The 26,127-nt window shown below is 42.4% G+C and carries 25 protein-coding genes; 21 read left to right on the forward strand and 4 right to left on the reverse strand.

Annotation, left to right across the window (positions count from 1 at the left end; genetic code table 11):
* The first annotated feature begins 2 nt into the window (after positions 1-2).
* From KHZ77_RS06335 to KHZ77_RS06355, 5 genes are all read left to right on the forward strand, one after another.
* A complete protein-coding gene (locus KHZ77_RS06335; RefSeq protein WP_295196855.1) occupies positions 3-452 on the forward strand; it encodes a low molecular weight protein arginine phosphatase in 450 nt (149 codons plus the stop codon).
* Between the two features lie 211 nt (positions 453-663).
* The gene (rpiB, locus tag KHZ77_RS06340; protein ID WP_295196857.1) at positions 664-1,101 is read left to right on the forward strand and encodes a ribose 5-phosphate isomerase B; all 438 of its coding nucleotides are present in this window, start codon (positions 664-666) and stop codon (positions 1,099-1,101) included.
* A gap of 62 nt (positions 1,102-1,163) precedes the next feature.
* Positions 1,164-2,405, forward strand: a complete 1,242-nt coding sequence (gene glyA, locus KHZ77_RS06345; protein ID WP_295196860.1) for a serine hydroxymethyltransferase — start codon at positions 1,164-1,166, stop codon at positions 2,403-2,405.
* A 97-nt stretch (positions 2,406-2,502) separates the two neighbouring features.
* Positions 2,503-3,129, forward strand: a complete 627-nt coding sequence (upp, locus tag KHZ77_RS06350) for a uracil phosphoribosyltransferase (protein WP_295196863.1) — start codon at positions 2,503-2,505, stop codon at positions 3,127-3,129.
* 252 nt (positions 3,130-3,381) lie between these two features.
* The gene (locus tag KHZ77_RS06355; protein ID WP_295196865.1) at positions 3,382-3,657 is read left to right on the forward strand and encodes a PepSY domain-containing protein; all 276 of its coding nucleotides are present in this window, start codon (positions 3,382-3,384) and stop codon (positions 3,655-3,657) included.
* A gap of 291 nt (positions 3,658-3,948) precedes the next feature.
* On the opposite strand, the gene KHZ77_RS06360 is transcribed toward KHZ77_RS06355, so the two are convergent.
* Positions 3,949-4,413: a YjiG family protein gene (locus tag KHZ77_RS06360; RefSeq protein WP_295196867.1), complete on the reverse strand. Its 465-nt coding sequence runs from the start codon at positions 4,411-4,413 to the stop codon at positions 3,949-3,951.
* A complete protein-coding gene (locus KHZ77_RS06365) occupies positions 4,400-5,077 on the reverse strand; it encodes a nucleoside recognition domain-containing protein (RefSeq protein ID WP_295196870.1) in 678 nt (225 codons plus the stop codon). The genes KHZ77_RS06360 and KHZ77_RS06365 overlap by 14 nt, the downstream gene beginning before the upstream one ends.
* Before the next feature lie 332 nt (positions 5,078-5,409).
* On the opposite strand from KHZ77_RS06365, the gene KHZ77_RS06370 reads away from it, so the two are divergent.
* The 12 genes from KHZ77_RS06370 (at position 5,410) to KHZ77_RS06425 (ending at position 19,629) form a co-directional block, all read left to right on the forward strand.
* Positions 5,410-6,522, forward strand: a complete 1,113-nt coding sequence (locus KHZ77_RS06370) for an amidohydrolase (RefSeq protein ID WP_295196872.1) — start codon at positions 5,410-5,412, stop codon at positions 6,520-6,522.
* 462 nt (positions 6,523-6,984) lie between these two features.
* Positions 6,985-8,010, forward strand: coding sequence for a sugar-binding domain-containing protein (locus tag KHZ77_RS06375; RefSeq protein ID WP_295196875.1), 1,026 nt, complete (start codon positions 6,985-6,987; stop codon positions 8,008-8,010).
* 112 nt (positions 8,011-8,122) lie between these two features.
* Complete coding sequence (gap, locus tag KHZ77_RS06380) at positions 8,123-9,130, forward strand: type I glyceraldehyde-3-phosphate dehydrogenase (protein WP_295196878.1); 1,008 nt, start codon at positions 8,123-8,125, stop codon at positions 9,128-9,130.
* 109 nt (positions 9,131-9,239) lie between these two features.
* The gene (locus tag KHZ77_RS06385) at positions 9,240-10,418 is read left to right on the forward strand and encodes a phosphoglycerate kinase (RefSeq protein WP_295196881.1); all 1,179 of its coding nucleotides are present in this window, start codon (positions 9,240-9,242) and stop codon (positions 10,416-10,418) included.
* An 8-nt stretch (positions 10,419-10,426) separates the two neighbouring features.
* The gene (tpiA, locus tag KHZ77_RS06390) at positions 10,427-11,179 is read left to right on the forward strand and encodes a triose-phosphate isomerase (RefSeq protein ID WP_295196884.1); all 753 of its coding nucleotides are present in this window, start codon (positions 10,427-10,429) and stop codon (positions 11,177-11,179) included.
* Positions 11,180-11,320: 141 nt separating this feature from the next.
* Complete coding sequence (gene gpmI, locus KHZ77_RS06395; protein ID WP_295196887.1) at positions 11,321-12,850, forward strand: 2,3-bisphosphoglycerate-independent phosphoglycerate mutase; 1,530 nt, start codon at positions 11,321-11,323, stop codon at positions 12,848-12,850.
* A 349-nt stretch (positions 12,851-13,199) separates the two neighbouring features.
* Complete coding sequence (gene eno, locus KHZ77_RS06400) at positions 13,200-14,489, forward strand: phosphopyruvate hydratase (RefSeq protein ID WP_295196890.1); 1,290 nt, start codon at positions 13,200-13,202, stop codon at positions 14,487-14,489.
* Positions 14,490-14,695: 206 nt separating this feature from the next.
* Positions 14,696-15,268, forward strand: coding sequence for an RNA methyltransferase (locus tag KHZ77_RS06405; RefSeq protein ID WP_295196892.1), 573 nt, complete (start codon positions 14,696-14,698; stop codon positions 15,266-15,268).
* Between the two features lie 28 nt (positions 15,269-15,296).
* Positions 15,297-16,031 (forward strand): YebC/PmpR family DNA-binding transcriptional regulator, encoded by a 735-nt coding sequence (locus KHZ77_RS06410; RefSeq protein WP_295196895.1) that lies wholly within the window; start codon positions 15,297-15,299, stop codon positions 16,029-16,031.
* 240 nt (positions 16,032-16,271) lie between these two features.
* Positions 16,272-16,520, forward strand: coding sequence for a hypothetical protein (locus KHZ77_RS06415; RefSeq protein ID WP_295196897.1), 249 nt, complete (start codon positions 16,272-16,274; stop codon positions 16,518-16,520).
* Between the two features lie 150 nt (positions 16,521-16,670).
* Complete coding sequence (locus KHZ77_RS06420; RefSeq protein ID WP_295196900.1) at positions 16,671-18,188, forward strand: FAD-dependent oxidoreductase; 1,518 nt, start codon at positions 16,671-16,673, stop codon at positions 18,186-18,188.
* 256 nt (positions 18,189-18,444) lie between these two features.
* On the forward strand, positions 18,445-19,629 hold the full coding sequence (locus KHZ77_RS06425; protein ID WP_295196902.1) for a cation diffusion facilitator family transporter: 1,185 nt from the start codon (positions 18,445-18,447) through the stop codon (positions 19,627-19,629).
* A gap of 110 nt (positions 19,630-19,739) precedes the next feature.
* On the opposite strand, the gene sstT is transcribed toward KHZ77_RS06425, so the two are convergent.
* The gene (gene sstT, locus KHZ77_RS06430; protein WP_295196905.1) at positions 19,740-21,029 is read right to left on the reverse strand and encodes a serine/threonine transporter SstT; all 1,290 of its coding nucleotides are present in this window, start codon (positions 21,027-21,029) and stop codon (positions 19,740-19,742) included.
* Positions 21,030-21,303: 274 nt separating this feature from the next.
* On the opposite strand from sstT, the gene KHZ77_RS06435 reads away from it, so the two are divergent.
* Complete coding sequence (locus KHZ77_RS06435) at positions 21,304-22,119, forward strand: class I SAM-dependent methyltransferase (RefSeq protein WP_295196907.1); 816 nt, start codon at positions 21,304-21,306, stop codon at positions 22,117-22,119.
* Between the two features lie 190 nt (positions 22,120-22,309).
* On the opposite strand, the gene KHZ77_RS06440 is transcribed toward KHZ77_RS06435, so the two are convergent.
* A complete protein-coding gene (locus KHZ77_RS06440) occupies positions 22,310-23,044 on the reverse strand; it encodes an SIMPL domain-containing protein (protein ID WP_295196909.1) in 735 nt (244 codons plus the stop codon).
* 312 nt (positions 23,045-23,356) lie between these two features.
* On the opposite strand from KHZ77_RS06440, the gene KHZ77_RS06445 reads away from it, so the two are divergent.
* The 3 genes from KHZ77_RS06445 to KHZ77_RS06455 all read left to right on the forward strand — a co-directional run bounded on the left by KHZ77_RS06445 (position 23,357) and on the right by KHZ77_RS06455 (position 25,677).
* Entirely contained in the window at positions 23,357-23,746 is a 390-nt protein-coding gene (locus KHZ77_RS06445) for a hypothetical protein (RefSeq protein ID WP_295196910.1), read from the forward strand.
* Between the two features lie 135 nt (positions 23,747-23,881).
* The gene (locus KHZ77_RS06450; protein WP_295196912.1) at positions 23,882-24,628 is read left to right on the forward strand and encodes an NADPH-dependent oxidoreductase; all 747 of its coding nucleotides are present in this window, start codon (positions 23,882-23,884) and stop codon (positions 24,626-24,628) included.
* A gap of 179 nt (positions 24,629-24,807) precedes the next feature.
* Positions 24,808-25,677, forward strand: coding sequence for an NAD(P)/FAD-dependent oxidoreductase (locus tag KHZ77_RS06455; RefSeq protein WP_295196914.1), 870 nt, complete (start codon positions 24,808-24,810; stop codon positions 25,675-25,677).
* The last annotated feature ends 450 nt before the right edge of the window (positions 25,678-26,127 follow it).

Here is a 26,127-nt window from a genome sequence, read left to right on the forward strand (position 1 = left end):
ATATGAATATATTATTTGTATGTACAGGCAATACTTGCCGCAGCCCTATGGCGGAAGGTTTACTTCGTGCGAAAGCGGAGAAGGAACAAAAAGATATTGTTACATTGTCGGCCGGATTATTTACGGTACCGGGCGGCACCGTATCTCCTTATGCCCGTGAAGCTGTAAAGGATCAGGTAGATATTTCGTCTCATCAAACAAGACCGCTCAGCATCGCCCTTATGGAAGCGGCCGATCTTGTGGTAGGCCTGGCATCAGGCCATAAAAATACATTGCTTCGTCAATTTCCGGCTATGAAAGATAAGATCGTAACATTAGGCGAATTGGCAGGCACCGGCGAAGATGTACAGGATCCGTTCGGAGGCACACAGGAAGAATATTTCGAATGTGCCAAACAGATTGAAGAGCTCATCAATAAGAGCTGGCCAAACATTGTAGAGAAGTTAATATAAATATAAATCTAAAGATATGAGGTTATTCTAGACCTCATATCTTTTTTGCTGTATTATTAGTAATAGACATACGTATTATAAAAATACTATATAGGGTAAATTCTGATTTTATAAATTACACATAGTAGAATATATCAGCATATAGTATAATAGTAAAAGCTGAATGCTTGCTGTCACAGTAGGCAAAAGAGTAAATTGACAGGAGGAATATATGAAAGTAGCTATTGGATCAGATCACGGCGGATTTAATTTAAAAGAAGCAATTAAACCTGTGTTGGAACAATTAGGCGTTACTTATGAAGATTATGGAACTCATTCCGTAGAATCTGTTGATTATCCGGATATTGCAGAACGAGTAGCTCATGATGTGGCGTCCGGCAAGTTTGATCGTGGTATTTTAATCTGTGGCACCGGCATCGGTATTGGTATTGCAGCCAACAAAGTGCCGGGAATTCGTGCTGCATTATGTCATGATACATTTTCTGCCCATGCATCAAGAGAACATAATGATGCCAATATTTTAACAATGGGTGAACGTGTAATTGGACCGGGCTTGGCCGGCGATATTGTTAAAATCTGGCTCAATGCTGAATTTGAAGGCGGCCGTCACGCACGACGCATTGCTAAAATTACTGACTTGGAAAAATAATCAAGTCCTTATAGAATGAAGAATTATATTGAGAGAGTACATAATATGTAGGAGGTAATGTGATGAGCACATTAAAAGGACAAGATCCTGAAATCGCAAAATATATTGGTTTGGAATTAGGACGTCAGCGCAACAAGTTGGAAATGATTGCGTCTGAAAACTTTGTGTCTCCTGCCGTTATGGAAGCACAGGGCAGTGTATTGACCAATAAATATGCGGAAGGATACTCCGGCAAGCGCTATTATGGCGGTTGTGAATATGTAGATATGGTGGAAACATTAGCGATTGAACGAGCTAAGAAATTATTCGGTGCGGAACATGTTAATGTGCAGCCTCATTCCGGATCACAGGCAAACTTTGGGGTTTACTTTGCTTTGTTACAGCCGGGCGATACCATTATGGGTATGAACTTGTCTCATGGCGGTCATTTAACTCATGGTTCCTCCGTTAACGTATCCGGTACTTATTTCAATATCGTACCTTACGGTGTAGATGCTGAAACACAACAAATCGATTATGATGAAATGCGTAACATTGCCCTTGAAGCAAAACCTAAATTGATCATTGGCGGCGGCAGTGCGTATTCCCGCATTATCGACTTCAAGAAAATGGCTGACATTGCTCATGAAGTAGGAGCTATTTTCATGGTAGACATGGCTCATTTCGCCGGTCTGGTAGCAGCAGGTCTTCATCCAAATCCTGTTGAATACGCTGACATCGTAACAACAACTACCCATAAAACATTACGCGGTCCTCGCGGCGGTATGATTCTTTGCAAAGAAAAATATGCAAAAGCTATCGACAAAGCGATTTTCCCTGGTATCCAAGGTGGTCCTTTAATGCACGTAATCGCTGCTAAAGCTGTTGCTTTCGGCGAAGCGTTGCAACCTGAATTTAAAGAATATGCAAAACAAGTAGTAGCTAATGCAAAAGTATTGGCTGATGCTTTAATGGCTGAAGGCTTTACTATTGTTTCCGGTGGTACAGACACTCATGTAATGCTTGTGGACGTTCGCAGCTGCGGCTTAACCGGTAAAGTAGCGGAATTCTTGCTTGATGAAGTGGGGATTACTTGCAATAAGAATACAATTCCGTTCGACCCTGAAAGCCCATTCGTAACAAGCGGTATCCGTCTTGGTACACCTGCTTTGACTACACGTGGTCTTAAAGAAGATGATATGAAAGAAATTGCAGCCATCATTGCCATGGTACTTAAAAATGCGGAAGATAAAGCCATTCACGAAGATGCGCGCAACCGCGTGAACGCACTTTGTGAAAAATATCCTATGTACCCTGGTTTATAATCCTTTTATACGAGAATAGAGAGACAGAGACTGATATGTTATAATCGTCTTAGAACATACTGACCGTATGTCGGAGTATATAAGGAGGTTCTCACCTATGAATGTTAATGTTATGACACATCCTTTGATTCAACACAAAGTGACTCTAATCCGCAGTGTTGAAACAGGTTCCAAAGTTTTTCGCGAGCTTTTAGAAGAAATTACACTTCTCATGGGCTATGAAATTACACGCGATTTACCATTGGAAGAAGTGGAAGTACAGACTCCGCTTGTTAAAACAATCGGTAAACAAATTGCGGGCAAAAAATTGGCTATTATTCCAATCCTTCGTGCCGGTCTCGGCATGGTAAGCGGCTTGCTCGACCTTATGCCTATGGCAAAAGTTGGTCACATCGGTTTATACCGCGACCCTGAAACTCTTAAACCGGTTGAATACTACTGCAAATTGCCTTCCGATTTAACGGATCGCCGCATTATCGTAACAGATCCAATGTTGGCTACCGGCGGCAGTGCTGCAGCAGCAATTACACTTCTTAAAGAAAAAGGCTGTAAAGATATTCAGTTAATGTGTCTTGTAGCCGCTCCTGAAGGGGTAGAAGTGGTAAATAAAGAACATCCTGACGTGCGCATTTACGTGGCTGCTCTTGATGAAGGCTTGAACGAACACGGTTATATCTTGCCTGGTCTTGGTGATGCGGGCGACCGTATCTTCGGTACAAAATAATATAGCTATATGCAATTATAAAAAGCTCTCCCTTGGGAGAGCTTTTTTGTATTTCAAGTTACGGGAAGTAAATATAAGCAACTTTTTAAGGTGTTTTACTATTTCAATTTCCAGGTAACAGAGGAGCAGTTAGGGGTTAATACGATTTCAAATACTAGTTAACAAATAATGTGATTAATGATATAATATTAAATTATAAAATATATTTGATTTTTTCGATATAATTGTTAGTGCACAGGAAGGAGCAGGACAATGAAGAAACTAGTAAAAATGTTAGCAGTAGCGGCTGTTGTGGCCGGTACATTTTCATTAGCGCAGGCAAATGGTGAGATTACTGCGGATCAGGCGACGGCTATTGCCCTTGCCAGAGTACCGGGTGCTAATGCATCACATGTATATAAAGTTCATCCTGATTTTGAAGACGGGCGTAAAGTTTACGAAGGCAAAATTTACTTCAATGGTGTGGAGTACGAATTTGAAATTGATGCTGCTACAGGTCAAGTAACGGAGTGGGATGTAGACCGTTAATAGTAAGCTGATAGAATTGATTATTTTAGCTGCTTATGGTGGGGAATTATAAACAGAGTGTTAATTACCATATATTAATGGATAGGGATTAATAACAATTTGTTACTAATCAAACTTAGTTTATAGGCCAAACTTACAGTTAAATAATTAATCAGTTTGTTAAATAATTACATATTATTTAGAACGGATAATAAAAAAATAGCTGTGCTCAGTGCACAGCTATTTTTTATTTTCTTACTGTAATACCGTTACGAAGTACAAGATAAATTTCTGTTATATTCTATACCTATATTACACGATAAAGCGCATAACTAACATGGATAATACGGCGTTTACCACGCTTAAGAGAATGAGTAAAGGCCAGTATCTTACAGGTACGTCAGCTACACCGAGAAGTCGTCCAAGGTATTGTAACTGGGAACCGATAAGGAAGATGGCAGGCATAAGAATTGTAGCACCTTGACCATCTAATACGCCCTGATTCATGAGACCTACGGCAATACCAACGCCGGCGGAAGAAGATAACCAGGAAGTAAGGAGAACTGTAATCGCTTCACCGGGTAATCCGAAGATAGCCATAACAGGACCGAAAACGACGCCGATCATATCGAGGACGCCTAATAATTTTAAGATTAACGCTAAGGTGTACGCCATCATAACGTTAGGCAAGAGGTTGTTAGTACCTACTGCAAAACCTTTACGGGCGCCGATGATAAATATATCAAAAGGATTTTTGCTTTTCTTATTGTTGCTCATCTTGGAAATCCCCCTTGTAAATTGTATTTAAGGCAAGACGACAGAACACGGCGCCTACGAATTTGAAAATGAAGATAAGTACTAATGGAATGGATAATGGCAAGGTGAGCACGCCGAAGAGGGCCGCACCGTTGGAGAAGTAGTTGGAGATCATCCCCGCACCACTGTACTGCCATTGGGTGATAACGATTAACTCTTTCATGGTAACCATTTTGTTATCATATAATTCCTTGGTAAGGGCTGCGCCCGCATCGGTACTCTGTAAGTCTGTAATCAAGGCAAGGCCTGTACGACCAGGTACGCGCATAATAGGATATAAGAGCGGAGTAAGAAGTTTGTGCGCTGCACGAATTGCACCGTATTCGGTGAGTACTTCCAGTACGCCGAGAGCGAGCATGATGGATGGAATTAAGGAAAGGGCGAAGATAAAGCCTTGACGGGCACCCTGACCACCGGCACCTAAGAAGTTTGTTTTACTTTCAGGACCACCGATAACACCGAATTTACCACCTAATGTCGTAAAGTCAAACGCGCCAAGCCATTCATATCCTTGGACTTTCATAAACACCCCGGAGAAGAACAGTATTGCCACTGCCAGTGCAATATAATCAGTCCATTTAGTTTGGGGGTTCCAATCAGTTTGCATGTTTTCTTGATTGTTCATTTGTTAACCTCCTTAGAATATCTGTACTTGTACAGTAGATAAAATTATTATAATATATAGACATATTCTCTTTCAATCCTTTTATAGAAAAAATTTAATTAAGTTATTAATTAATATAGTATATAGAATGTAGGAAATGAAATGATAAAGGATGAGAACGTAGGACGATGGAGAAAACTCGCTGATAAAGTGGATGAAGAGAAAGTTTGGTTTTACCGGGGCTTTATCCTTCTATAAATTCCGTTTCGTTACTGTTTTATAGTAGAATATTTAACGAAACGCATATTTAAAAATCGGTCAGTACCGATGCATTTTCAAAAGGAGGCTTTATTATGAGTCATGTATTAGAGTATTACAATCATCTGCACACCATTCCTGAATTAGGCTTTGAAGAAGTGAAGACATCCGCCTTTATTGCAAGCAAGCTCAAAGAATTCGGATTCACTGATGTTCAAACCGGAGTGGGCGGAACAACCGGTGTAGTTGCCACCTTGGACAGCGGCAAGCCGGGTCCTGTAGTATTGCTCCGTGCAGATATGGATTGTCTGGCTCATAATATTGAAGGTGAAACCGTGCTCCGCCACACTTGCGGTCATGACGGCCATTCCTCCATGCTCCTTGCCACAGCGGAAGAAGTCATTAAGAACCATACTGTAAAATCAGGTACGTTGAAATTCTTATTTCAACCTGCAGAAGAGTTGGGTACCGGTGCACATGCCATCGCCGATGCCGGTGTATTGGAAGGCGTTGACTATGCCTTCGGCGCTCATGTGCGTCCTATTGAAGAGGCGGCAAACGGTCAAGCTGTAGCTGCTATTTACTATGCATCATCCGCTACTATTCAGGCTACCTTTACAGGCGTAACCAGCCATGCGGCGCGTCCTCATTTGGGTGTAAACGCACTGGATGCGGCCGTACTGGCTATTAATGCAGTAAATACAATCCACTTACGTCCGACCGAATCATATAGTGTAAAAGCAACGCAGTTCCATGCGGACAGCGGTGTAACTAACAGTATACCGGGCAAAGCGTTCGTTACATGGGATTTGCGCGCACAGATGAATCCAACTATGAAAGAGCTCCACGAAAAAGTTATCATGGCCATTACGAATGCCGGTCAGGCCAACGGCTGTACGGTTGAATACGATGACAGCAAAATGTTGACTGCAGCGGAACACAACGAAGAGTGTGTGGCATTGTTGGAAGATGTTATCAGCGATGTATTGGGCAAAGAAAACATGGTACCGGCTGTAATTACGCCGGGCGGTGAAGACTTCTGGGTATATACAAACCGCTATCCAAACCTGAAAGCCGGCTTCTTCGGCTTAGGCTGCGACTTAAAACCGGGCTTACATCATCCTGATATGAGCTTTGATACGTCTGCATTAGAAAACGGTGTAAAAATCTATTTGGCATTACTGGCTAAATTGGGAACTGTGGCTTAATAATTTACATTGATTAAGGCTTCAGGAGATAGTCTGAAACTGCCAATCTGAAAGGATTGGCAGTTTTTTTGTTGCAGTGAATCGGCAATCTTTTAGTCGTTGATCTTGGCTTTTTTTCCGGTTGATCAGTATATGGAGTTTACATTGGCAATGTACAAAAATTTATACCCTATGACAAATTATGGCAGGAAAAATTCATGTTATATGACATAGTTTGCAGTGAACAGGATGGTGTATTATATTCACGTGAGGTACGGAGAATAGGTTAACTGAGCCGTTTTTTACCATATGTTGTCCATATAGATACGTTGTGACGCTATATTGTCAACTGCGTAAGGTTTCAGTTAATATTTTGTAAAATGACTTGCGTGAAACTACTATGTTGAGGTAGAATAAATGCGAGGATATTTTTTTGGTAAATGCGGGACGATTTTTGCTCCGGCGGGATGAAAGAGGTACAACGTGAAAGATTTATCAGAAGTGTATCAACGAATAGCGCCAGAGTTAATGCGTATTGTGGAAGAGCGATATTTGTTGCTGAACCATATCTCATATGCACAGCCAATCGGCCGACGCATGCTGGCAACGCTCAGCAAGCTGTCTGAACGAGTAGTGCGCTCCCATGTGGAGATTATGAAAGATAACGGTTTAGTAGCGTTTACGCAACAAGGCATGGTACTCACGGAAGAAGGCAAGCGCATCTTGCCTGAACTCAATTCGTCGATGCATGAATTCAATAAAATCAGTGAATTGGAGAGTAAGATTAAGAAAGCCTTGCAGATTGATGAAGTTATCATTGCAGGCACTGACAGCGACACTCCGAAAGACCGCAAGGAATTGGGCTTTAAAGCAGCCAAAACATTACAGCGCGTGTTGCGCAGCGGTACAGTCCTGGCAGTGAGCGGCGGTAGTACGATGGCGATTATGGCTGAGTCGTTGCCACCGAAGAAATGCGATGTGACAGTAATTCCGGCCCGCGGGGGCATTGGTGAACGGGTTGAATACCAGGCCAATGTAATCGCTTCGGTCATTGCGGAAAAACTGGGCAGCTCGTATCGGATGATTCATCTGCCTGACGGCTTGTCGCAAGAATCGCTCAATATCCTGATGAATATGGAACCTCAAATTAAAGAAGTTATGGAACTGGGGAATCAGACGGAAGTTCTGATCTTCGGTATCGGTGAAGCCATGCATATGGCGGCACAACGACATATCAGCGACAAACAGCGTACAACCTTGCGGAATAAACGGGCTGTAGGCGAAGCACTTGGTTACTACTGCGATGTGGCAGGCAATATTGTGTATGCCACCAACAATGTGGGGATTGCCTTATCCAATGTGGTAAACATCCCTCATGTAATTGCTGTAGCGGGCGGTGCGGAAAAAGCCAAAGCCATCGTAGGTGTTATGCGGGCTTGCGGTAAAGGAACCTTGATCATTGATGAAGGGGCCGCCGAAGCGATGTCAGCGTTGCTGCATCTGAGCTAATGTTATATTAGGTTATTTTCTAGGCTATTTTTCGAGGATAGTGGCTTAGCGAATATATAGTTATACAAATAGAAATTGTATATGTAAGAGTTAATCGTAGGAGGAATGAATCATGGCAGTAAAAATTGGTATTAACGGGTTTGGTCGAATTGGTAAATGTGTTATGCGTGCCACTTTAAACAATCCTGATGTAGAAGTTGTAGCAATCAACGACCTTGGCGATATCGAAGGGTCTGCGTTACTATTCAAATATGATTCTGTTCATGGCAACTTAGATCATGAAGTTAAAGTAGAAGGCGACTACATGCTCGTAGATGGCAAACGTGTACGCGTATTCCACGAAGCAAATCCTGCCAATATTAACTGGTCCGAAGAAAATGTTGATATCGTAGTTGAAGCTACCGGCCGTTTCCGTAAAGGCGCTGAAGCTGCACAACATTTGGGCGGCACTGTTAAAAAAGTTATTATCTCCGCTCCTGCAAAAGAAGAAGATATTACTATCGTAATGGGTGTTAACGAGGACAAATACGATCCTGCAAAACATCATGTTATTTCCAACGCAAGCTGCACAACTAACTGCTTAGCTCCATTTGCTAAAGTTCTTAATGACAAATTCGGCATTAAACGCGGCTTAATGACAACTGTTCACTCTTACACCAACGATCAACGCATTTTAGATACTCCGCACAGCGACCTTCGCCGTGCACGCGCAGCTGCTTTATCCATCATTCCGACAACTACAGGCGCTGCTAAAGCGGTAGCACTTGTATTGCCTGAATTGAAAGGCAAATTGAACGGTTTCGCACTTCGCGTACCAACTCCAAATGTATCTATTACAGACCTCGTAGCTGAACTTGATCGTGAAACAACTAAAGAAGAAATCAACGCAGCACTTCGTGAAGCTGCAGAAGGCGAATTAAAAGGTATCTTGGGCGTATCCGATTTACCATTAGTTTCCCACGATTTCAACGGCGATTCCCGCAGCTCCATCGTTGATGCTGATTTAACGATGACAATGGAAGGCAATATGGTTAAAGTTGTTTCCTGGTATGATAATGAATGGGGCTATTCCAACCGCGTAGTTGACTTAGCGAAATTCATTGGTGAAAAAGGCCTATAATTATAACGGGGGACTGAGGTCCCCCTTTTTTCACATGTGAAACTGAGTATTGGTGTAATACGTATGTGTAATGCGCTCATACTCAGCAGGTAAATTATGGAGTGATATTATGAAAAAAACTTTGGAAGCCATTGATGTAGCTCATAAAAAAGTCTTTGTCCGTGTAGACTTTAACGTACCTTTGAAAGACGGCCAAATTACTGACGACACTCGTATTCGTGCCACATTGCCGACCATTAACTATTTAATCGGCAAAGGGGCAAAAGTTATTTTGGCATCTCACTTGGGTCGTCCTAAGGGAGAACGGAAACCGGAATTTACATTGGCACCTTGTGCTAAACGCCTTAGCGAATTGTTGGGCAAACCGGTTGCCTTCGCTAACGACTGTGTAGGTCCTGAAGCGGAAGCGGCAGTTAATGCGCTCAATGACGGCGACGTACTTCTTTTAGAAAACCTTCGTTACCATAAAGAAGAAGAAAAGAACGGCCCTGAATTTGCCAAAGAATTGGCAAGCTTGGCTGAAGTAGGCATCAATGATGCATTCGGCGTATCTCATCGCGCGCATGCATCCGTTGAAGGCATTACCGCTTACTTACCAATGGTGGCAGGCTACTTATTGGAAAAAGAAATTAAATACGTGGGCGGCGCTGTGGCAAATCCGGAACATCCATTTGCAGCTATCATCGGCGGTGCTAAAGTAAGTGATAAAATCGAAGTTATCTCCAACTTGCTTCCTAAAGTGGAAGTACTGATTATCGGCGGTGGCATGGCCAATACATTCATTGCCGCTAAAGGATATCCTACCGGTTCATCCTTAGTAGAAGCTGATAAAATCGAATTGGCAGCCTCTCTTATTAAACAGGCTGAAGAAAGCAAGACTCAGCTCTTGTTGCCTACAGACTTTGTAGTGGCTGACGCGTTCAGCAATGATGCAAATCATAAAGTAGTGCCTGCAGACGGCATCGAAGAAGGCTGGATGGCTCTCGATATCGGTCCTGACAGTCAGAAAGAATTTGCGAAAGCGTTGAATAATATGAAGATGATCGTTTGGAACGGTCCAATGGGCGTGTTCGAAATGGACAACTTCGCAGCCGGTACGAATGCGGTGGCAAAAGCAGTGGCAGAAGCTAATGCAGTAACTATCGTTGGTGGCGGTGATTCCGTGGCAGCTATTGAAAAGAGCGGCCTGGCCGACAAGATTTCTCATATTTCCACCGGCGGCGGTGCATCTCTTGAGTACTTGGAAGGGAAAGCGCTTCCAGGCATTATGGCATTACAAGACGCATAGGAGGCAGTATGAGACAGCAGATTATTGCAGGTAACTGGAAAATGCATACTAACTTGGCGGAAGCCACCATTTTAGTAGAAGGATTGAAACAGGCTCTCAGCGAAAGCACAACTGACCGCGAAGTGGTAGTGTGCCCTCCGTTCACAGGCCTCAGCACTGTGTGCGATTTGGCGGAAGATACGGCGATTCGCGTAGGTGCTCAGAACATGCACTATGAAGAAAAAGGCGCTTTTACCGGCGAAGTATCTCCTGTAATGGTAGCCGATTTAGGATGCCACTATGTAATCTTGGGCCATTCGGAACGACGCCAATACTTTGGTGAAACTGACGAATTGATCAACAAGAAAATCAAAGCGGCTTTCCAAAACGACATTGTACCTATTTTATGCGTAGGCGAAAGCTTGGAACAGCGCGAAGCTAATGAAACACAGGCTTTCATCGACAGCCAGTTGGAAGCAGGTCTTGTAGACTTGAGTGCTGAACAAATCGGTCAGATGGTTATTGCTTATGAACCGATTTGGGCTATCGGCACCGGTAAAACTGCCACAGCTGAACAGGCCGGTGAAGTTTGCACGGCAATCCGCAGCAAAGTGAACGCTTTGTTTGGCCAGGAAGCAGCCGATGCTGTACGTATTCAATACGGCGGCAGCGTAAAGGGCAGCAATGCAAAAGAGATTTTATCTCAACCGGATATTGACGGCGCTCTTGTGGGCGGTGCGTCTTTAAAAGTTGAAGACTTTATGGCAATTATTAATGCATAATGACCATTATTGATGCCGGTATTTTGGGGCGATTAACAATGGCTTGATTTTATGCCATTGTTAATGCCTTCAGGTAACAATGCATGGTCATAGGCAAATAATAATATATTTTTAAACTTATAATAGGATGAAAGGATTGTTATGGCAAAATTAAAAAGTCCTGTTATGCTCATGATTTTAGACGGTTTTGGTTTAGGGGATATTAATGATCCGACGAATGCTGTTGTACAGGCGAAACCTTCCAATTTCTTAAAGCTTTGGGAAACTTACCCACACACAACACTGAAAGCTTCCGGGCTTGCAGTTGGTTTACCGGAAGGCCAGATGGGCAATTCCGAAGTGGGACACTTGAATATTGGAGCAGGCCGCATTGTATATCAGGAATTGACTCGCATCACGAAGGATACACAAGAAGGGGCATTCTTTGAAAAGGCTGTTGTCAAAGACTTGTACGCACAAGCTAAAGACCATCGCCTTCAAATTATCGGCCTTCTTTCCGACGGCGGCGTTCACAGTTCATTGGATCACATTAAGGCAATTTTAAAAGGCGCCAAAGAGGCCGGTGTAAAAGAAGCGTATGTACATGCGTTGCTTGATGGCCGCGATGTACCACCTAAGAGTGCATTAACCTTTGTGGCTGACCTGGAAAACTATATGAGTGAATTAGGCCTTGGCAAGATTGCTACTATCGGCGGCCGCTATTACGGAATGGACCGCGATAAACGCTGGGAACGTGTAGAGCTTGCTTATAAGGCGATTGTAGACGGCGAAGGCCCTACAGCACCGAGTGCGTCCGCAGCGGTGGAAAACTCATATAAAGAAGATGTGGTAGACGAATTCGTTGTACCGGTTGTAGTGGATAAAGCGGGCGCTATTGCAGCTGAAGACGGCGTTATTTTCGCCAACTTCCGCCCTGACCGTGCACGTCAGTTAACACGTGCTATTGTGGATCCTGAATTTACAGGATTTACTCGTGCGAAAGGGGTAGTACCTGTTTACTTTGCCACGATGACGAAATATGAAGACGGATTGCCTGTACACATCGTGTACGAAAAAGAAGTGCTTACTAATACATTGGGCCAAGTGTTGGCCGATGGTGGCTATAAACAGCTTCGCATTGCGGAAACTGAAAAATATGCCCATGTAACATATTTCTTTAACGGCGGCGAAGAAGTTCCATTTGAAGGAGAAGAACGCATTTTAGTTCCATCTCCGAAGGTGGCAACCTACGACTTGCAGCCGGAAATGAGTGCTTTTGAAGTGACTGACAAAGTAATTGCGGCTATTGAAAGCAAAACCTTTGACATGATCGTGTTGAACTTTGCCAACCCTGACATGGTAGGTCATACGGGTGTGTTGGAAGCGGCAGAAAAAGCAGTGCAAACTGTTGACACCTGCTTAGGCCGTATCGTTGAGGCTCTTAAAGCTGTAAACGGTCATCTGCTCGTAACAGCAGACCACGGCAACTCGGAAATGATGGTTGACCATACGACGGGAGCACCGCATACGGCGCATACTACCAATCCGGTACCGCTCATTTTAGTCAGCGAAACATACAAGAACAGCACCTTATCGGAAGGCAGACTCTGCGACTTGGCACCAACCATGCTCGACTTGGGCGAAATCAGCCAACCTGCTGAAATGACCGGTAAGAGCTTGCTCAACCGCTAATTGCGCTTGCGCCGGTAGTTTCTGCTTGGTTAGTAGTTTCTGCTTGGTTAGTAGTTTCTGCTGGGCTAGTAGTTTCTGCTTGTGCTAGTAGTTTCTGCTTGGCTGGCAGTGCTGTTTGTATCAATCGTTGCATTGCCTATTAGCAAATGTTAACGTGTTTTTAACGTAACAGTTTTTACGATTTTTACGTACTTAACTATTATTCTGAGTTCCGTCACAGGTGGAACTTGTTCTCTGTAATATAGGCAGAGGGTGACGGGCTCGGATATAATAAAAAGTAAGAGTGAATACTGGCTATCAGTATTTTTTAGCCTTAGTATATTAGGTTACTGTATAAGGAGGTCCTATCATGGCAATTATTACAGACGTTTACGCAAGAGAGATCCTTGACTCCCGCGGCAATCCTACTGTGGAAGTAGAAGTATATTTGGAAGACGGTACAATCGGTCGTGCCGCTGTACCATCCGGCGCATCTACAGGTCAATTCGAAGCTGTAGAACTTCGCGACGGCGACAAAGGCCGCTATTTAGGCAAAGGTGTTGAACAAGCTGTTCATAACGTAAATGAATTGATCGCTCCTGCTATTATGGGCTTCGACGCATCCGAACAAGTAGCTATCGACAAATTGATGATCGAACTTGACGGCACACCTAACAAAGGTAAATTCGGTGCTAACGCAATTCTTGGCGTATCCATGGCCGTAGCTCAAGCTGCTGCAGCTTCCTACGATTTGCCATTGTTCCAATACTTAGGCGGTACTAACGGTAAAGAATTACCTGTACCTATGATGAACATTTTAAATGGCGGCGCTCATGCTGATAACAACGTAGACATCCAGGAATTCATGATTATGCCTGTAGGCGCTGAATCCTTCAAAGAAGCATTACGTGCTTGCGCTGAAGTATATCACACACTTAAAAACGTATTGAAAGCAAAAGGTTTGGCTACCGGTGTAGGTGACGAAGGCGGTTTCGCTCCAAACTTAGGCTCCAATGAAGAAGCATTGCAAGTTATTTGCGAAGCTATCAAAGAAGCAGGTTATGAACCTGGTACTGATTTCAAATTGGCTATTGATGCGGCTTCCTCTGAATTCTTCAAAGACGGCAAATACAACTTAGCCGGCGAAGGCAAAGTTAAAACGGCTGCTGAAATGGTAGATTTCTACGAAGACTTAGTAAGCAAATACCCAATTATTTCCATCGAAGACGGCCTTGCTGAAGAAGATTGGGAAGGTTGGAAATTGTTAACTGACCGCCTTGGCAAAAAAGTTCAATTAGTTGGCGACGATTTATTCGTAACTAACACTGAACGTTTGGCTCGCGGTATCAAAGAAGATACAGCTAACGCTATTCTTATCAAAGTTAACCAGATCGGTACTTTGACTGAAACTTTCGACGCTATCGAAATGGCTAAACGTGCCGGTTACACTTGTGTAATTTCTCACCGTTCCGGCGAAACTGAAGACAACACTATTGCTGACATCGCAGTAGCTGTTAACGCAGGCCAGATTAAAACCGGTGCTCCTGCCCGTAGCGAACGTGTAGCTAAATACAACCAATTACTTCGCATTGAAGATTTATTGGCTGAAACAGCTCAATATCGCGGACTTGACGTGTTCTACAACTTAAAACACAAATAATTCGCTTTGTTAGACCGGCTTTATAAACGCTGCGTACACAACTAAACGAAAAATAAAACTGCCACACTAAGGCCGTATGTATATCATGCGCGCTCACTAGTGGGGCAGTTTTTTGTTTTATAAAAATTTTCGCATCCGTTGAGGAATGGTGTATAATAGATAGGTGTTCAATCGAGTATATACTAATACGTTTAGGGGGAATCTAATTGGCTAATCTATATATCGGCCTGGTTCATTATCCGATTTACAATAAACATATGGAAGTGATTACTACGGCGGTAACCAATTACGACGTACATGATATTGCCCGTGCGGCCATTACATACGATGTGAGCCGCTATTTTATCATTCATAATATTCCCGGTCAGCGTGAGCTGGTGAGTCAAATCATGGAGCATTGGAAGGCCGGCTTCGGCAGCACGTACAATCCGGACCGCAAGGAAGCGTTCAGCGGTGTGGAACTGGTCAATTCCATTCGGTCAGCCATTGATATGGTAACAGAGTTGGAAGGCGTACGTCCCCTTGTGTGCACGACCGATGCGCGCACCTATGATAACACCATCACATACCGTGAAATGCGTAAAAACCTTGAACAAGGGGCCCTTCCTGTGTTAGTATTATTTGGTACCGGGTACGGTATGACTAAGGAAACCATGGAAGAGTTTGACTATATTTTAGAACCTGTTTACGGACATGGTGCATATAACCACTTATCGGTTCGAAGTGCCGTATCGATTATACTTGATCGACTTCGTGGTGAAGCTTGGTGGAACAAATAAATAGTATCATTATATAGGAGGTAATACGATGTCTGGACATTCAAAATGGGCCAATATTAAGCACAAAAAAGGAAAAACTGATGCGCTCAAGGCTAAGATTACAACGAAAATCAGCCGTGAAATCACGGTAGCTGCGCGCATGGGCGGCGGCGACCCGGTTGGCAACATGCGTTTGAAACTGGCTCTTCAGAAAGCTCGCGAAAACAATGTGCCTAAAGACAATATCCAACGCGCTATTGCTAAAGGTGTTGGCGCTACCGATATGGATAGCTATGAAGAAATTACATACGAAGGCTATGGTCCCGGCGGCGTTGCATTAACAGTTGATTGCCTCACAGACAATCGTAATCGTACAGCAGCTGATGTGCGTCACGCATTCTCCAAAAATGGCGGCAACCTTGGTGAAACCGGTTGCGTTGCGTGGATGTTTAAACGTAAAGGGATTTTCGTAATCAATGCGGAAGGCCATGATGAAGAAGAATTGACTTTATTGGCTTTAGACGCCGGTGCGGAAGATCTTAAAAACGAAGACGATTCCTTCGTAATCTACACAACTCCGGAAGATTACGACGCTGTAGAAGCAGCTTTGGAAGCGGCTAATATTGAAACAGAAGTAAGCAAAATCACTATGGTGCCTGACAACAGCATCGAACTTGACGGTGATAATGCAGTAAAAATGCAGAAAATGCTGGATGCATTGGATGATCTTGATGATGTACAGGATGTATATCATAATGCCATCCTTCCTGATGAAGAAGAATAATCAGCTTTATAGCCATTCAGTTTATGTGATATAAGTATTGAGTCTTTTTGAGACTTTAATTCATCACATAGGCCACTACTTGATCAATCGATCAGGTGGTGGCCTTTTTGCATTTATATTGTATATACGAAGAGGAAATCCATATAGTATAATTAATAGTGAGGTAGTCTGCAATGGAACGGTAAATTAACTCATGTCTGTTTTTATCTGTTTTATAATGACGAAAGGTGGCGGGACATCATGGTAAGTGGGAAAGCACGGGAATTTTCTGATATGACCTGGGGTGTTGAAGCGTATATCAGAAACCACGCAAAAGGGTTTAAAACAGCAGGTAAAGTTATTTTATGTATTGTGTCGTTAATGATTGTCATGGGGTATTTAGGTTCCTGTAAGAAAGCGGAAGAAAAAGAGTACGGCGGCGCCCATTCAACAAACCAGGCCGTTACAGTACAACTTTCAGAATCGAGCATGAATACAGCGGGGAAATAATTTTATATATTAGCACTTATTTTTTCATACCCCCTAGTGTATTTATATATCTCGATATGATATAATAGGTAAGGTAATTAGTATTAATTATCGATTGTAAAAGCATTAACATTTTTACTTCCTATTTCAATCTGAAAGGACGATAAGTAAATGAAACAATATGATATCATTGTCATCGGTACCGGTGGCGCAACAATTGTAGCGGATTTAGCCATTAAAAAGGGCAAGAATGTGGCCATTATTGAAAAAGGCAAGTTTGGCGGCACATGTTTGACCCGCGGTTGCATTCCTACAAAAGTTATGGTTACCGTAGCTGATGCAGTACGCGAAATCGAAGAGCTTCCTAAAATCGGCGTAAAGGTTCAGCCGGCTACTATCGACTGGGATCTCATGTCCGATCGCGTGTGGAATCGAATTAACCTCAGCATTCCTATGGAAGAGTACTACAAAGAGTTTGAAAATGTAGACGTTTATAACGGTGCAGCAACCTTTGTAAAAGATAAAGTATTAACCGTAACATTAAAAGACGGCAGCGTAACTGAAGAAATTACAGCGCCAATTATCGTATTAGGCGTAGGCGGCCATACAAAAGTAAATCCTATTAAAGGTCTTGAAGAAGCAGGCTACATGACCAGTGAGTCCTTATTCGGCGATAAATATCCGAAGAAACCGTTCAAGTCCCTTATCGTAATGGGCGGCGGTCCTATCGGTACTGAATTTGCTCACGTTTTTGCTGCAGCGGGTACAGAAGTAACATTAATTCAGCACAATGTGCGCTTACTTCCAAAAGAAGACGAAGAAATTTCCGCACAGATTTACAAAGATATTACCGGCTTGGGCATCAATGTAATTCTTAACCAGGAACCGCAGGAAGTACGTGTGGAAAATGGTGAAAAAGTGGTAGTCATTGAAGACCGCAAGACCGGCGAAATTCGCGAAGTGCGCGGTGAAGAAATTCTTATGGCATCCGGTATCCAGCCGGCTACTGAAGAATTGAAGCTTGAAAACACTTCCATTGAAACGAAACGTGGCGGATGGATTAAGACGAATGAATTCTTGGAAACGTCCGTTGAAGGCGTATACGCTATGGGCGACGTGAACGGGGAAGCTCCATTCAGACATAAAGCTAACTATGAAGCGGATATTATTGCCCATAATCTATATCGTGCCGAAACTCCACAGGATTTCCGTTGGGCTCGTTACGATGTAGTTCCTGCAGTAACATTCACATACCCACAGGTAGGTCATGTGGGTCTTACTGAAAAAGAAGCTCGTGAACAGGGCTATGATGTGAAAACAGGCAAGAATTTCTATTCTTCCACAGCAAAAGGTTTCGCTATGGGCTTTGATCCGGGCGATGATAACGACGGTTTCGTAAAAATCGTTGTTGACGGTGCAACTAACCGCATCCTCGGTATTCACATTATCGGGCCTCAGGCATCCATTCTGTTCCAGCCTTATGTAAACCTCATGAACAGTGGAGACACTCCGTTAATTCCTATCAATGAAGAAATCGGCTCCGCATTGACTAAACAGCTTCGCAGCGAAGGTTTAGTTCGTAAAATGGATCCGCATTCTGTTATCACAGTGGGCGAAACAATGGCTCCACATCCAAGTCTTTCCGAAGTGGCAATGTGGACACAGAGCTTCTTTGAAAACCGCTGGTAAGAGGAGAAGGGGATACATAAGTTAAATTGCTGTTTGAGAAGGCTTCTTAAAACAGTGATTTATATGAAAATTCTTCATATTCCGTATTAAAAAATATTATACTATTTTAGTGAAATAAATATTGATAATTGATGAGAAAAGATGTACAATAATCATCAATAAGTAAATGATAATCCGTTAGTAACTTGTTACTGGCGGATTATTTACACGTTGCACTAGATACTAATAGGATATTAACGGAAAGAGGATATATAAAATGAGGGACTTGCTTATCGAAAGGTTCGTGCCTGACAGTGATTGTGTAAAGGCGCCGAGCGTAAGAACTAAATATGGTGATTTAACAAGTATTGTAGGGATTGCAGTTAATTTAATCATTTGCCTGGGTGAGGTGATTGTAGGATTTCTTATCGGATCTCTGGCTATGATTAGTGACGGCATTCATAATGTGACTGATGCGGGCGGCTCACTCATATCGTTTATCAGTTTTCGATTGGGCGCCAAGAAGGCCAGCGATTCACATCCCTTCGGTTATGGACGTATTGAGTACTTGCTGTCCATTGGCTTCGCTTTGTTGCTTTTTGTATTAGCTATTCAGATTTTAATCGAATCAGTCCATCGTATTTTAAACCCTGAAATTGTGGCCTTTTCCATAACATCCGTAATTGTTATGCTTTGTGCCATGGGGCTTAAACTTTGGTTGTACTCCTTTTTTAAATATGTAGGCAATTTGATCGATTCGCCGATTTTGCGTGCTAACAGTTTAGAAGCATTGTCGGATATATGGGGCATCGCCGGTGTAACGGTAGGTCTGATTATAGGCGGTGTTTTTGAACTTCCTGTAGACGGTTATTTGAGCTTTTTGGTGGCTATTTTAATCGGCCGAGCCGGTTTCCATGTTCTTTCTGATGCGATTACACGTATTTTGGGGCGCGAGCCAAGTCCTGAATTGGTAACATCCATTGTAGAATTTGTAAAATCTTATAATGGGGTAAAAGGGATTCATGACCTGGTAATCCATGACTATGGTCCGGGTAATGTATTTGCCAGCATTCACGTGGAAGTGGATGCCAAAGTAGACGTTATAAAAAGCCATGCATTAGTTGACCGTATTGAACGGGATATAGCAACGAAGCTCTACGTGAACCTAACTATTCACATGGATCCGTTGGTAATTAATGATGAAATGGCAGCGCTCTATAACATGGTCAATAAGGTGGCCAAAGCGTATAATACCGACATTTGCGTGTATGATGTGCAGGCCATCAAAGAAGGGGATAAAACGCGCGTATCCTTTGATATGACCATGCCATACTCTTGTACAGAAGATGTAAATGAGGTAGCGGATCGAATTAAAAGCATTATAGAAGCGGTTAATCCGGAATTTGACGTGCATATTAACGCAGGCCGTCGCTATACGGGCAGTCAGTATGTACATCCTTAATAGTCTGGTTGAACATCGGAAAACAGCATATATAAAAACAAAGCGAATGAAGACCCATCTTTCGATGGGCCCTCATTCGCTTTTTGTATGTTAGGATATGGTGAAAGTAATTATTTAGCTGCTGCGCTTACAACCTTAGTTGCTTCATCAGCTGTCATAGCATGTTCTTTTTGAGCTACATTATTAAGATCTTCCGGATAGCCGTGAGCAGCGAAATCAGCTGCGGCAGTGAACAGAATGTCTGTGGAAGAGTTCAAAGCAGTTTCAGTGGAGTCTTGAAGAACGCCGATGATGAAACCAACGCCTACGACCTGCATGGCAATATCATTGGAGATACCGAACAGGCTACATGCTAACGGAATCAGTAAGAGGGAACCGCCGGCTACACCGGATGCACCGCAGGCACCGATAGTAGCGATAACACTGAGAAGTAAAGCTGTTAAGAAGTCTACCTGAATATGCAATGTATTGGCTGCTGCCAATGTCATAATAGTGATTGTAATAGCGGCGCCGGCCATGTTGATTGTTGCGCCTAAAGGAATCGCGATTGAGTAGGTATCAGGAGATAAACCAAGACGTTTTGCTAAATCCATGTTTACAGGAATATTGGCTGCAGAGCTGCGTGTAAAGAATGCATATACGCCGGATTCTCGTAAACATTTAAAAGTAAGTGGATATGGATTGCGTTTAATAGTGGCAAATACGATGATTGGGTTAATAACTAAGGCTACAAAGAACATGCTGCCTAATAATGTTACTAACAATACTGCGTAGTCTACCAATGCTTCAATACCGTTAGTAGCGATAGTTTCAGCTACGAGGCCCATAATACCGAATGGAGCCAAGCGAATAACCCATTGTACACATTGAGTTACGGCTTCGGAAATACCGGAGAATACGTCTTTTACTTCGTTAGATGCTTGGCGAAGGGCAAAGCCGATTACGATAGCCCAGCTGAGGATACCGATATAGTTACCGGACATAATAGCGTGAAGCGGGTTGTCTACAGCATTTTTAAGAAGGGTGATCAGCACTTCGGAAATACCTTCCGGTGCACTGGCTTCCTGTGCTACGTTAGTTAAATGCAGTACAGAAGGGAACATCATACTTACGACTACAGCTAAGGCTGCGGATAAGAACGTACCTACGATGTACATGGTGATGATTTTTCGCATCCCTGTTTTTTGTCCGGATTTGTGACGACATACAGCGGCAATTACCAGGAAGAATACTAATACCGGTGCAATCCCCTTTAAAGCACCTACGAAAATAATGCCAAGTAATGATAAGTTCTTGCCGATCTCCGGATTGATGAGTGATACGGAAATACCAATGATAAGTCCGATGATGATTTGTTGAATGAGGCTCAACTTGTTGAACAAACGTAATACGCTCTTCATAAAAATATCTCCTTTTTCTACTGAATTGTGTCCTTATATAATTCTCTTGTAATGGACATATGTCATTATAGAACGGATATCGAATAATGGCAAGAGTTTTTTTCGAAAAAAATGAAGATTTTATCATATTATTCACAAAACTTTACAATTCGGGTATAATTTTAGTATACTTTAGGAACGGTAATAGACTTGAAACGAATAGGAAACCGGTATTGGGTTAGAGGTTTGGGAGACTGAACTTTTATTGTGGAATATAAATTTACAGTAAAGTGATGTGAAGCAGAAGATGGATTTAAAAGATAAGGCATCATTGCCGGAATTGGAATCAGAAAAGAATATAGAAATCGTATCCGGTGTAGCCGAGTCGAACTTGCAGTTTAAAAGCAATCAGGATAAGGAAGTATATGTGCAAAACGTATTTTCCCATATTGCGAAGCATTACGATTTGATGAATACCATTTTGAGCTTTCATCAGGATGCGTATTGGCGAAGATTTGCTGTATCAAAATTGAACTTGCAGGAAGGAAGTCGCTTGTTGGATGTGGCCTGTGGCACAGGCATGCTCACTATTGAAGCACTTCGTCAAAATCCGCATATGCAGGTGGAAGCATTGGACTTCAGTCCGGAAATGCTGCGACGCGGTAGGGAACGTCTCCATGAATTGGGATTATTGGGGAAAGTCAATCTGGTAGAAGGGGATGCTATGAGCCTTCCTTATGAAGAAAATACCTTTGACTGCGCCATGAGTGCTTTTGCCCTGCGCAATGTGCCAAGCATTACTGTAACCCTTCAGGAAATGATGCGGGTTGTGAAACCGGGCGGCTATGTAGTCACCTTGGAATTGGCGAAGCCGACGTTGATCGGATTTAAACAACTTTACTATTTATACTTTGAAAAAATATTGCCTTTCTTAGGAAAGTTGAGCAAAGACAGTTCCTCGTATGCATGGCTACCGGAATCATTACGCCGTTACCCTCATCAGGCGGAAATACTGGATGTATTTAAAGCCGTAGGGTATGAAGAGGCGGAGTACTTTGAATTGACCGGTGGCATCGTGGCAGTTCATGTAGGGCGTGTGCCACAAAAGTAGAGCTGTATAAGAGAAGCGCTATTTTGCTATATAATAGAAGCGTTATATAAAATAAAAAAGATTTACAATACGAAACCTTTATATAAAAGTAAAAAAAGGAGCTCCCGAAATAAATCGGGAGCTCCTAATGTATTTTAGATTCAAAATATTGCTTGCAGAGCGTTTTGAATCTAGTATTTAGCTTTTAATCTTACTGTACGTAGAATACTAAGTTTACAGTTTTAACTACGGACAAGTCGCCTTGTTCTACAGGAGTGCTGGTGCTAAGAGCAGCTGCTTTGAAGAGGCGAGGTGTGTTATCCATTTCGTAAGTGCTAGTGGAACTTACAGATGCTTCTTTAATACCTTTTAACTGTTGGCCTAATGCAGCGGCAATGACTTCAGCCTGATGACGGCCGTTGCGTACAGCTTCCTGAGTCATCTGATCAGTTAAGTCCTGGGAGATGTCAGCATCGAAAGATAAAGACTGAATGTTGTTGGCACCAGAGTTTACGGAGCTGTCAATAACCTGGCTGATTTTGTTTAAGTCGTTAATTCGAACGGTTACGTCGTTGGATACAGTGTAAGAAAGAACTTGTCTGTCTCGTTGACCTTTTACGGTTTGATAATCGTACTGTGGGTTAACGGAGAAGTTGGACGTTTGAATGTTGTTCTTAGTGATACCCAATTTAGCCAAGTTAGCGATGAGTTCGCTCATAACGCGGTCGTTTTCGCTCTTAGCGGCGCTAACATTGTCAGCCATGCTGGTAATACCTAAACGCAAGGTTGCATACGTAGGGGCAATGGTGCGGTTAGCAACACCGGTTACTGAAATCTGAGCTGTTTCAGTAGTTTCAGGTGCAGCCAGCGCCATGTTAGTAACACCGAACGCTAATGTAGCAGCCAATACGGCGCGAGTTAAATGTTTAGCAAATTTTAATTTCATAATAATCTCCTTTGTTCAAACATACGAGTAATAAGCTAAAAATAGCAGTTATGTCGTAGTCTTAAGCCATACAACATATTAAGCATTCATGGGAACGCTTTTTGCTAATGAACTATTTATAGTATAACAAAAAAATTCGAACCATGCAAAACTTTATGGACAAAATTGGTTTTATGTCCGCGTCAAAAGAACTTGTGAACATTACGTATAGGCGATATAAAATTTTGGCATATATATTGATATAGTTGATTTTTTCATATACTATATTTAGTAGAGAGATTTTTTTGTTATTTTGAAAAAAGAGGTGGATTCATGAAACTTTGGAAAAATGCAGTGTTAGCATTAGGCGTACTAAGTGTATTAAGCTTTGGCGGTGTTTTTGAAGTAAATGCGGCCAGTTGGTATTATATTGGTGAAAATATTGACGGTGAGCAATATTCTGTAGATAACGATTCTGTAGTAAAAAATGATCAAGAAGCTACTATGTGGATCCGCGTAAACAATCTAAATGGTGAATACTACTTGGAACAAGTAAAGATTACCCGCGATAAGAAGACAATGCAGACATTGGATGTAAAACCTTTCTATGCGGATGGCACTCCATATGCACCGGATGAATATTATTTTGATACTTCCGTAGATACTATTGAAGAAGGAAGTATGGGCGCTGAGTTGTACCAACTTGTATGGGCTAATAAATAATATATTAATCGTGTATACCTGCCGGTAATAGGGACCGTACTGGACAGTTTACTGAAATAGTGGTACCTTATAGAGAGAAAATTCGATATATTTGAGATAATACTATATACGGTATTAATGTAAGGAGCTGATTCCATGAATCCAATAGACGTACTATTAAACCATCGCTCAATTCGCGAGTTTAAATCAACACCGGTTTCGCCACAGCAATTAAATGTATTGCTAGATGTGGCAAAACGTACGGCTAGCAGTCAAGGAATGCAGAGCTTCAGTATTATCCATATAACGAAGCCGGAACTGAAAGCTGCCATTGCAGACATTTGTCATCAAGAGTATGTGGCACGTGTTCCGGAATTATTGATTTTCTTAGTTGATGCGTATCGCAATTCCCGTCTTGCTCGCGAGCAGGGAGTGGAAGGTACGGCAGAACGTGATAGCGACAGATTCTTTCAAGGCTGGACCGACGCGTCATTAGCGGCGCAAAATGTAGTAGCCGCAGCAGAAATGGCCGGATTTGGCACAGTATACTTTGGAAGTATTTTAAATAATGTACCGAAAATGATTGAGTTGTTGGGACTGCCTGAGTTAACATTCCCTATGTTGGGACTGGGAATCGGAGTGCCTGCACAGGAACCTCAATTGAAACCGCGTATGCCGAAAGAAGCAAATATTTTTGAGGATCAATATAAGGTATTTGACTCCTACTTGGAATTATTGGAAGACTATGACGAAGAGATGAGCCAATACTATGATTTGCGAGATACGAACAAACGAGTTGACTCGTTCAGCTTGCAAATTGCCAAGAAGACGCAAAGTCCGGTACCGATGCGTCAAAAATTAATTCAACAGGCCGAAGCGCAGGGATTTAGATTTGACTTATAGAATTGCAAGTGCAGTTGCAATAATTTTGAAGTAATAAAATATATAAGTTCATTTAAAACTATGACATGAAATAGCCGGTTGCTAATGCAGTATCCGGCTTTTTTTTTGTACTACGGGGAGGTGCAAGGGAATTCAATAGGGAATACAAACTATTATTTTACTGATAAAAAGGAGGCTACATGTCAACATATGATGTAGCAATTGTAGGTGGCGGTCCGGCCGGACTGTCAGCTGCTGTAACGGCGCGAGTGCGCGGTAAATCCGTAGTGCTCTTTGAGTCGGGCGGATTTAGTGATAAATTACGCCGGGCGGAAAAAATTAATAATTACTTAGGATTCCAAACAATCAGCGGCACTGATTTGATGGATATGCTGGTAGCACAAACAAAGACATATGAACCGGAGATCGTACATGAACGGGTACAGTCCATATTTCAGGGTGAACCATTTACCATTTTGACTGATGAAGCGGTATATACAGCTAACAGCGTTATTTTAGCGACCGGTGTAACTATGAACGGTGTTATTCCGGGCGAAAAGAATTTATTGGGGCGTGGTGTAAGTTACTGCGCAACTTGTGATGGGCATTTCTTTAAAGATAAGAACATTGCCATTTATTTGAACACGGCCAGCGGTATGGATGATGTAAAACTATTGGCGGACTTGGCACGGACAGTCGCACTTTATGTAGATCCCCTCATGGGACTTGAAATGGTGGCCAATGGTGGCTTACCTGATTCTGTGACTTTGTATCATGATCGTATTGTTCGCGTAAATGGGACAGATAAGGTGGAAACCGTATCGAGCCGTTCTAAAGAACATACAGTAGACGGATTCTTTATATTGCGTGATTCCAATCCTCCGGACAATATGATAGACGGATTGGAAGTTACTAATAATGCCATTGAAGTAAATCGTTTTATGGAAACTAACTTTGCCGGACTGTTTGCTGCAGGTGATGTGGCAGGCGGACCTTTGCAGGTGTCAAAAGCGGTGGGGGATGGTCAAATGGCGGCCTTCAGTGCAGTTGCATATGTAAATAGAAAATAATTTAAAAATAGGGCTTGACGAATGAACCGGAAATCGGTATACTAATCAAGTCGCTGTTACTACGGCGGTGCAAAACACGAACTGATTCGTCTGCTTTGCAGAAGCAACAGTGAGTGTTTGCACTGAAAAGTTTTTGAAAATTTTTTGCTTGCAAAAAGTAAAAAAATATCAAGATACTGTATAGTTTTTTCAGACATTATACTTTATATATAACAGTATAAAATTACTGAAAAAATTATGTAAAAAAGTAGTTGACATGAAATGTGTGACATGGTAGTATATACAAGACGTCGCACCAAGCGACATCAGATCTTTGAAAACTGAACAATGTAAGGTAATCATTTCTAACGGAATGAACATATGCCAGAGTGCGGGTTTCACTAAGTTGAAACCAACCAAATAAATTCTAACCGGATGTAAATCCGGGACAACAAATTAAATGAGCTATCA

Origin of the sequence: Veillonella sp., assembly GCF_018364065.1 — a bacterium.
Taxonomy (GTDB): domain Bacteria; phylum Bacillota; class Negativicutes; order Veillonellales; family Veillonellaceae; genus Veillonella_A.

Bases quoted from the DNA above. Each gene is read 5' to 3' on its own strand.
- KHZ77_RS06335 (WP_295196855.1), top strand. From the start codon at position 3: ATGAATATATTATTTGTATGTACAGGCAATACTTGCCGCAGCCCTATG.
- rpiB (WP_295196857.1), top strand. From the start codon at position 664: ATGAAAGTAGCTATTGGATCAGATCACGGCGGATTTAATTTAAAAGAA.
- glyA (WP_295196860.1), top strand. From the start codon at position 1,164: ATGAGCACATTAAAAGGACAAGATCCTGAAATCGCAAAATATATTGGT.
- upp (WP_295196863.1), top strand. From the start codon at position 2,503: ATGAATGTTAATGTTATGACACATCCTTTGATTCAACACAAAGTGACT.
- KHZ77_RS06355 (WP_295196865.1), top strand. From the start codon at position 3,382: ATGAAGAAACTAGTAAAAATGTTAGCAGTAGCGGCTGTTGTGGCCGGT.
- KHZ77_RS06360 (WP_295196867.1), bottom strand. From the start codon at position 4,413: ATGAGCAACAATAAGAAAAGCAAAAATCCTTTTGATATATTTATCATC.
- KHZ77_RS06365 (WP_295196870.1), bottom strand. From the start codon at position 5,077: ATGAACAATCAAGAAAACATGCAAACTGATTGGAACCCCCAAACTAAA.
- KHZ77_RS06370 (WP_295196872.1), top strand. From the start codon at position 5,410: ATGAGTCATGTATTAGAGTATTACAATCATCTGCACACCATTCCTGAA.
- gap (WP_295196878.1), top strand. From the start codon at position 8,123: ATGGCAGTAAAAATTGGTATTAACGGGTTTGGTCGAATTGGTAAATGT.
- KHZ77_RS06385 (WP_295196881.1), top strand. From the start codon at position 9,240: ATGAAAAAAACTTTGGAAGCCATTGATGTAGCTCATAAAAAAGTCTTT.
- tpiA (WP_295196884.1), top strand. From the start codon at position 10,427: ATGAGACAGCAGATTATTGCAGGTAACTGGAAAATGCATACTAACTTG.
- gpmI (WP_295196887.1), top strand. From the start codon at position 11,321: ATGGCAAAATTAAAAAGTCCTGTTATGCTCATGATTTTAGACGGTTTT.
- eno (WP_295196890.1), top strand. From the start codon at position 13,200: ATGGCAATTATTACAGACGTTTACGCAAGAGAGATCCTTGACTCCCGC.
- KHZ77_RS06410 (WP_295196895.1), top strand. From the start codon at position 15,297: ATGTCTGGACATTCAAAATGGGCCAATATTAAGCACAAAAAAGGAAAA.
- KHZ77_RS06415 (WP_295196897.1), top strand. From the start codon at position 16,272: ATGGTAAGTGGGAAAGCACGGGAATTTTCTGATATGACCTGGGGTGTT.
- KHZ77_RS06420 (WP_295196900.1), top strand. From the start codon at position 16,671: ATGAAACAATATGATATCATTGTCATCGGTACCGGTGGCGCAACAATT.
- KHZ77_RS06425 (WP_295196902.1), top strand. From the start codon at position 18,445: ATGAGGGACTTGCTTATCGAAAGGTTCGTGCCTGACAGTGATTGTGTA.
- sstT (WP_295196905.1), bottom strand. From the start codon at position 21,029: ATGAAGAGCGTATTACGTTTGTTCAACAAGTTGAGCCTCATTCAACAA.
- KHZ77_RS06440 (WP_295196909.1), bottom strand. From the start codon at position 23,044: ATGAAATTAAAATTTGCTAAACATTTAACTCGCGCCGTATTGGCTGCT.
- KHZ77_RS06445 (WP_295196910.1), top strand. From the start codon at position 23,357: ATGAAACTTTGGAAAAATGCAGTGTTAGCATTAGGCGTACTAAGTGTA.
- KHZ77_RS06450 (WP_295196912.1), top strand. From the start codon at position 23,882: ATGAATCCAATAGACGTACTATTAAACCATCGCTCAATTCGCGAGTTT.
- KHZ77_RS06455 (WP_295196914.1), top strand. From the start codon at position 24,808: ATGTCAACATATGATGTAGCAATTGTAGGTGGCGGTCCGGCCGGACTG.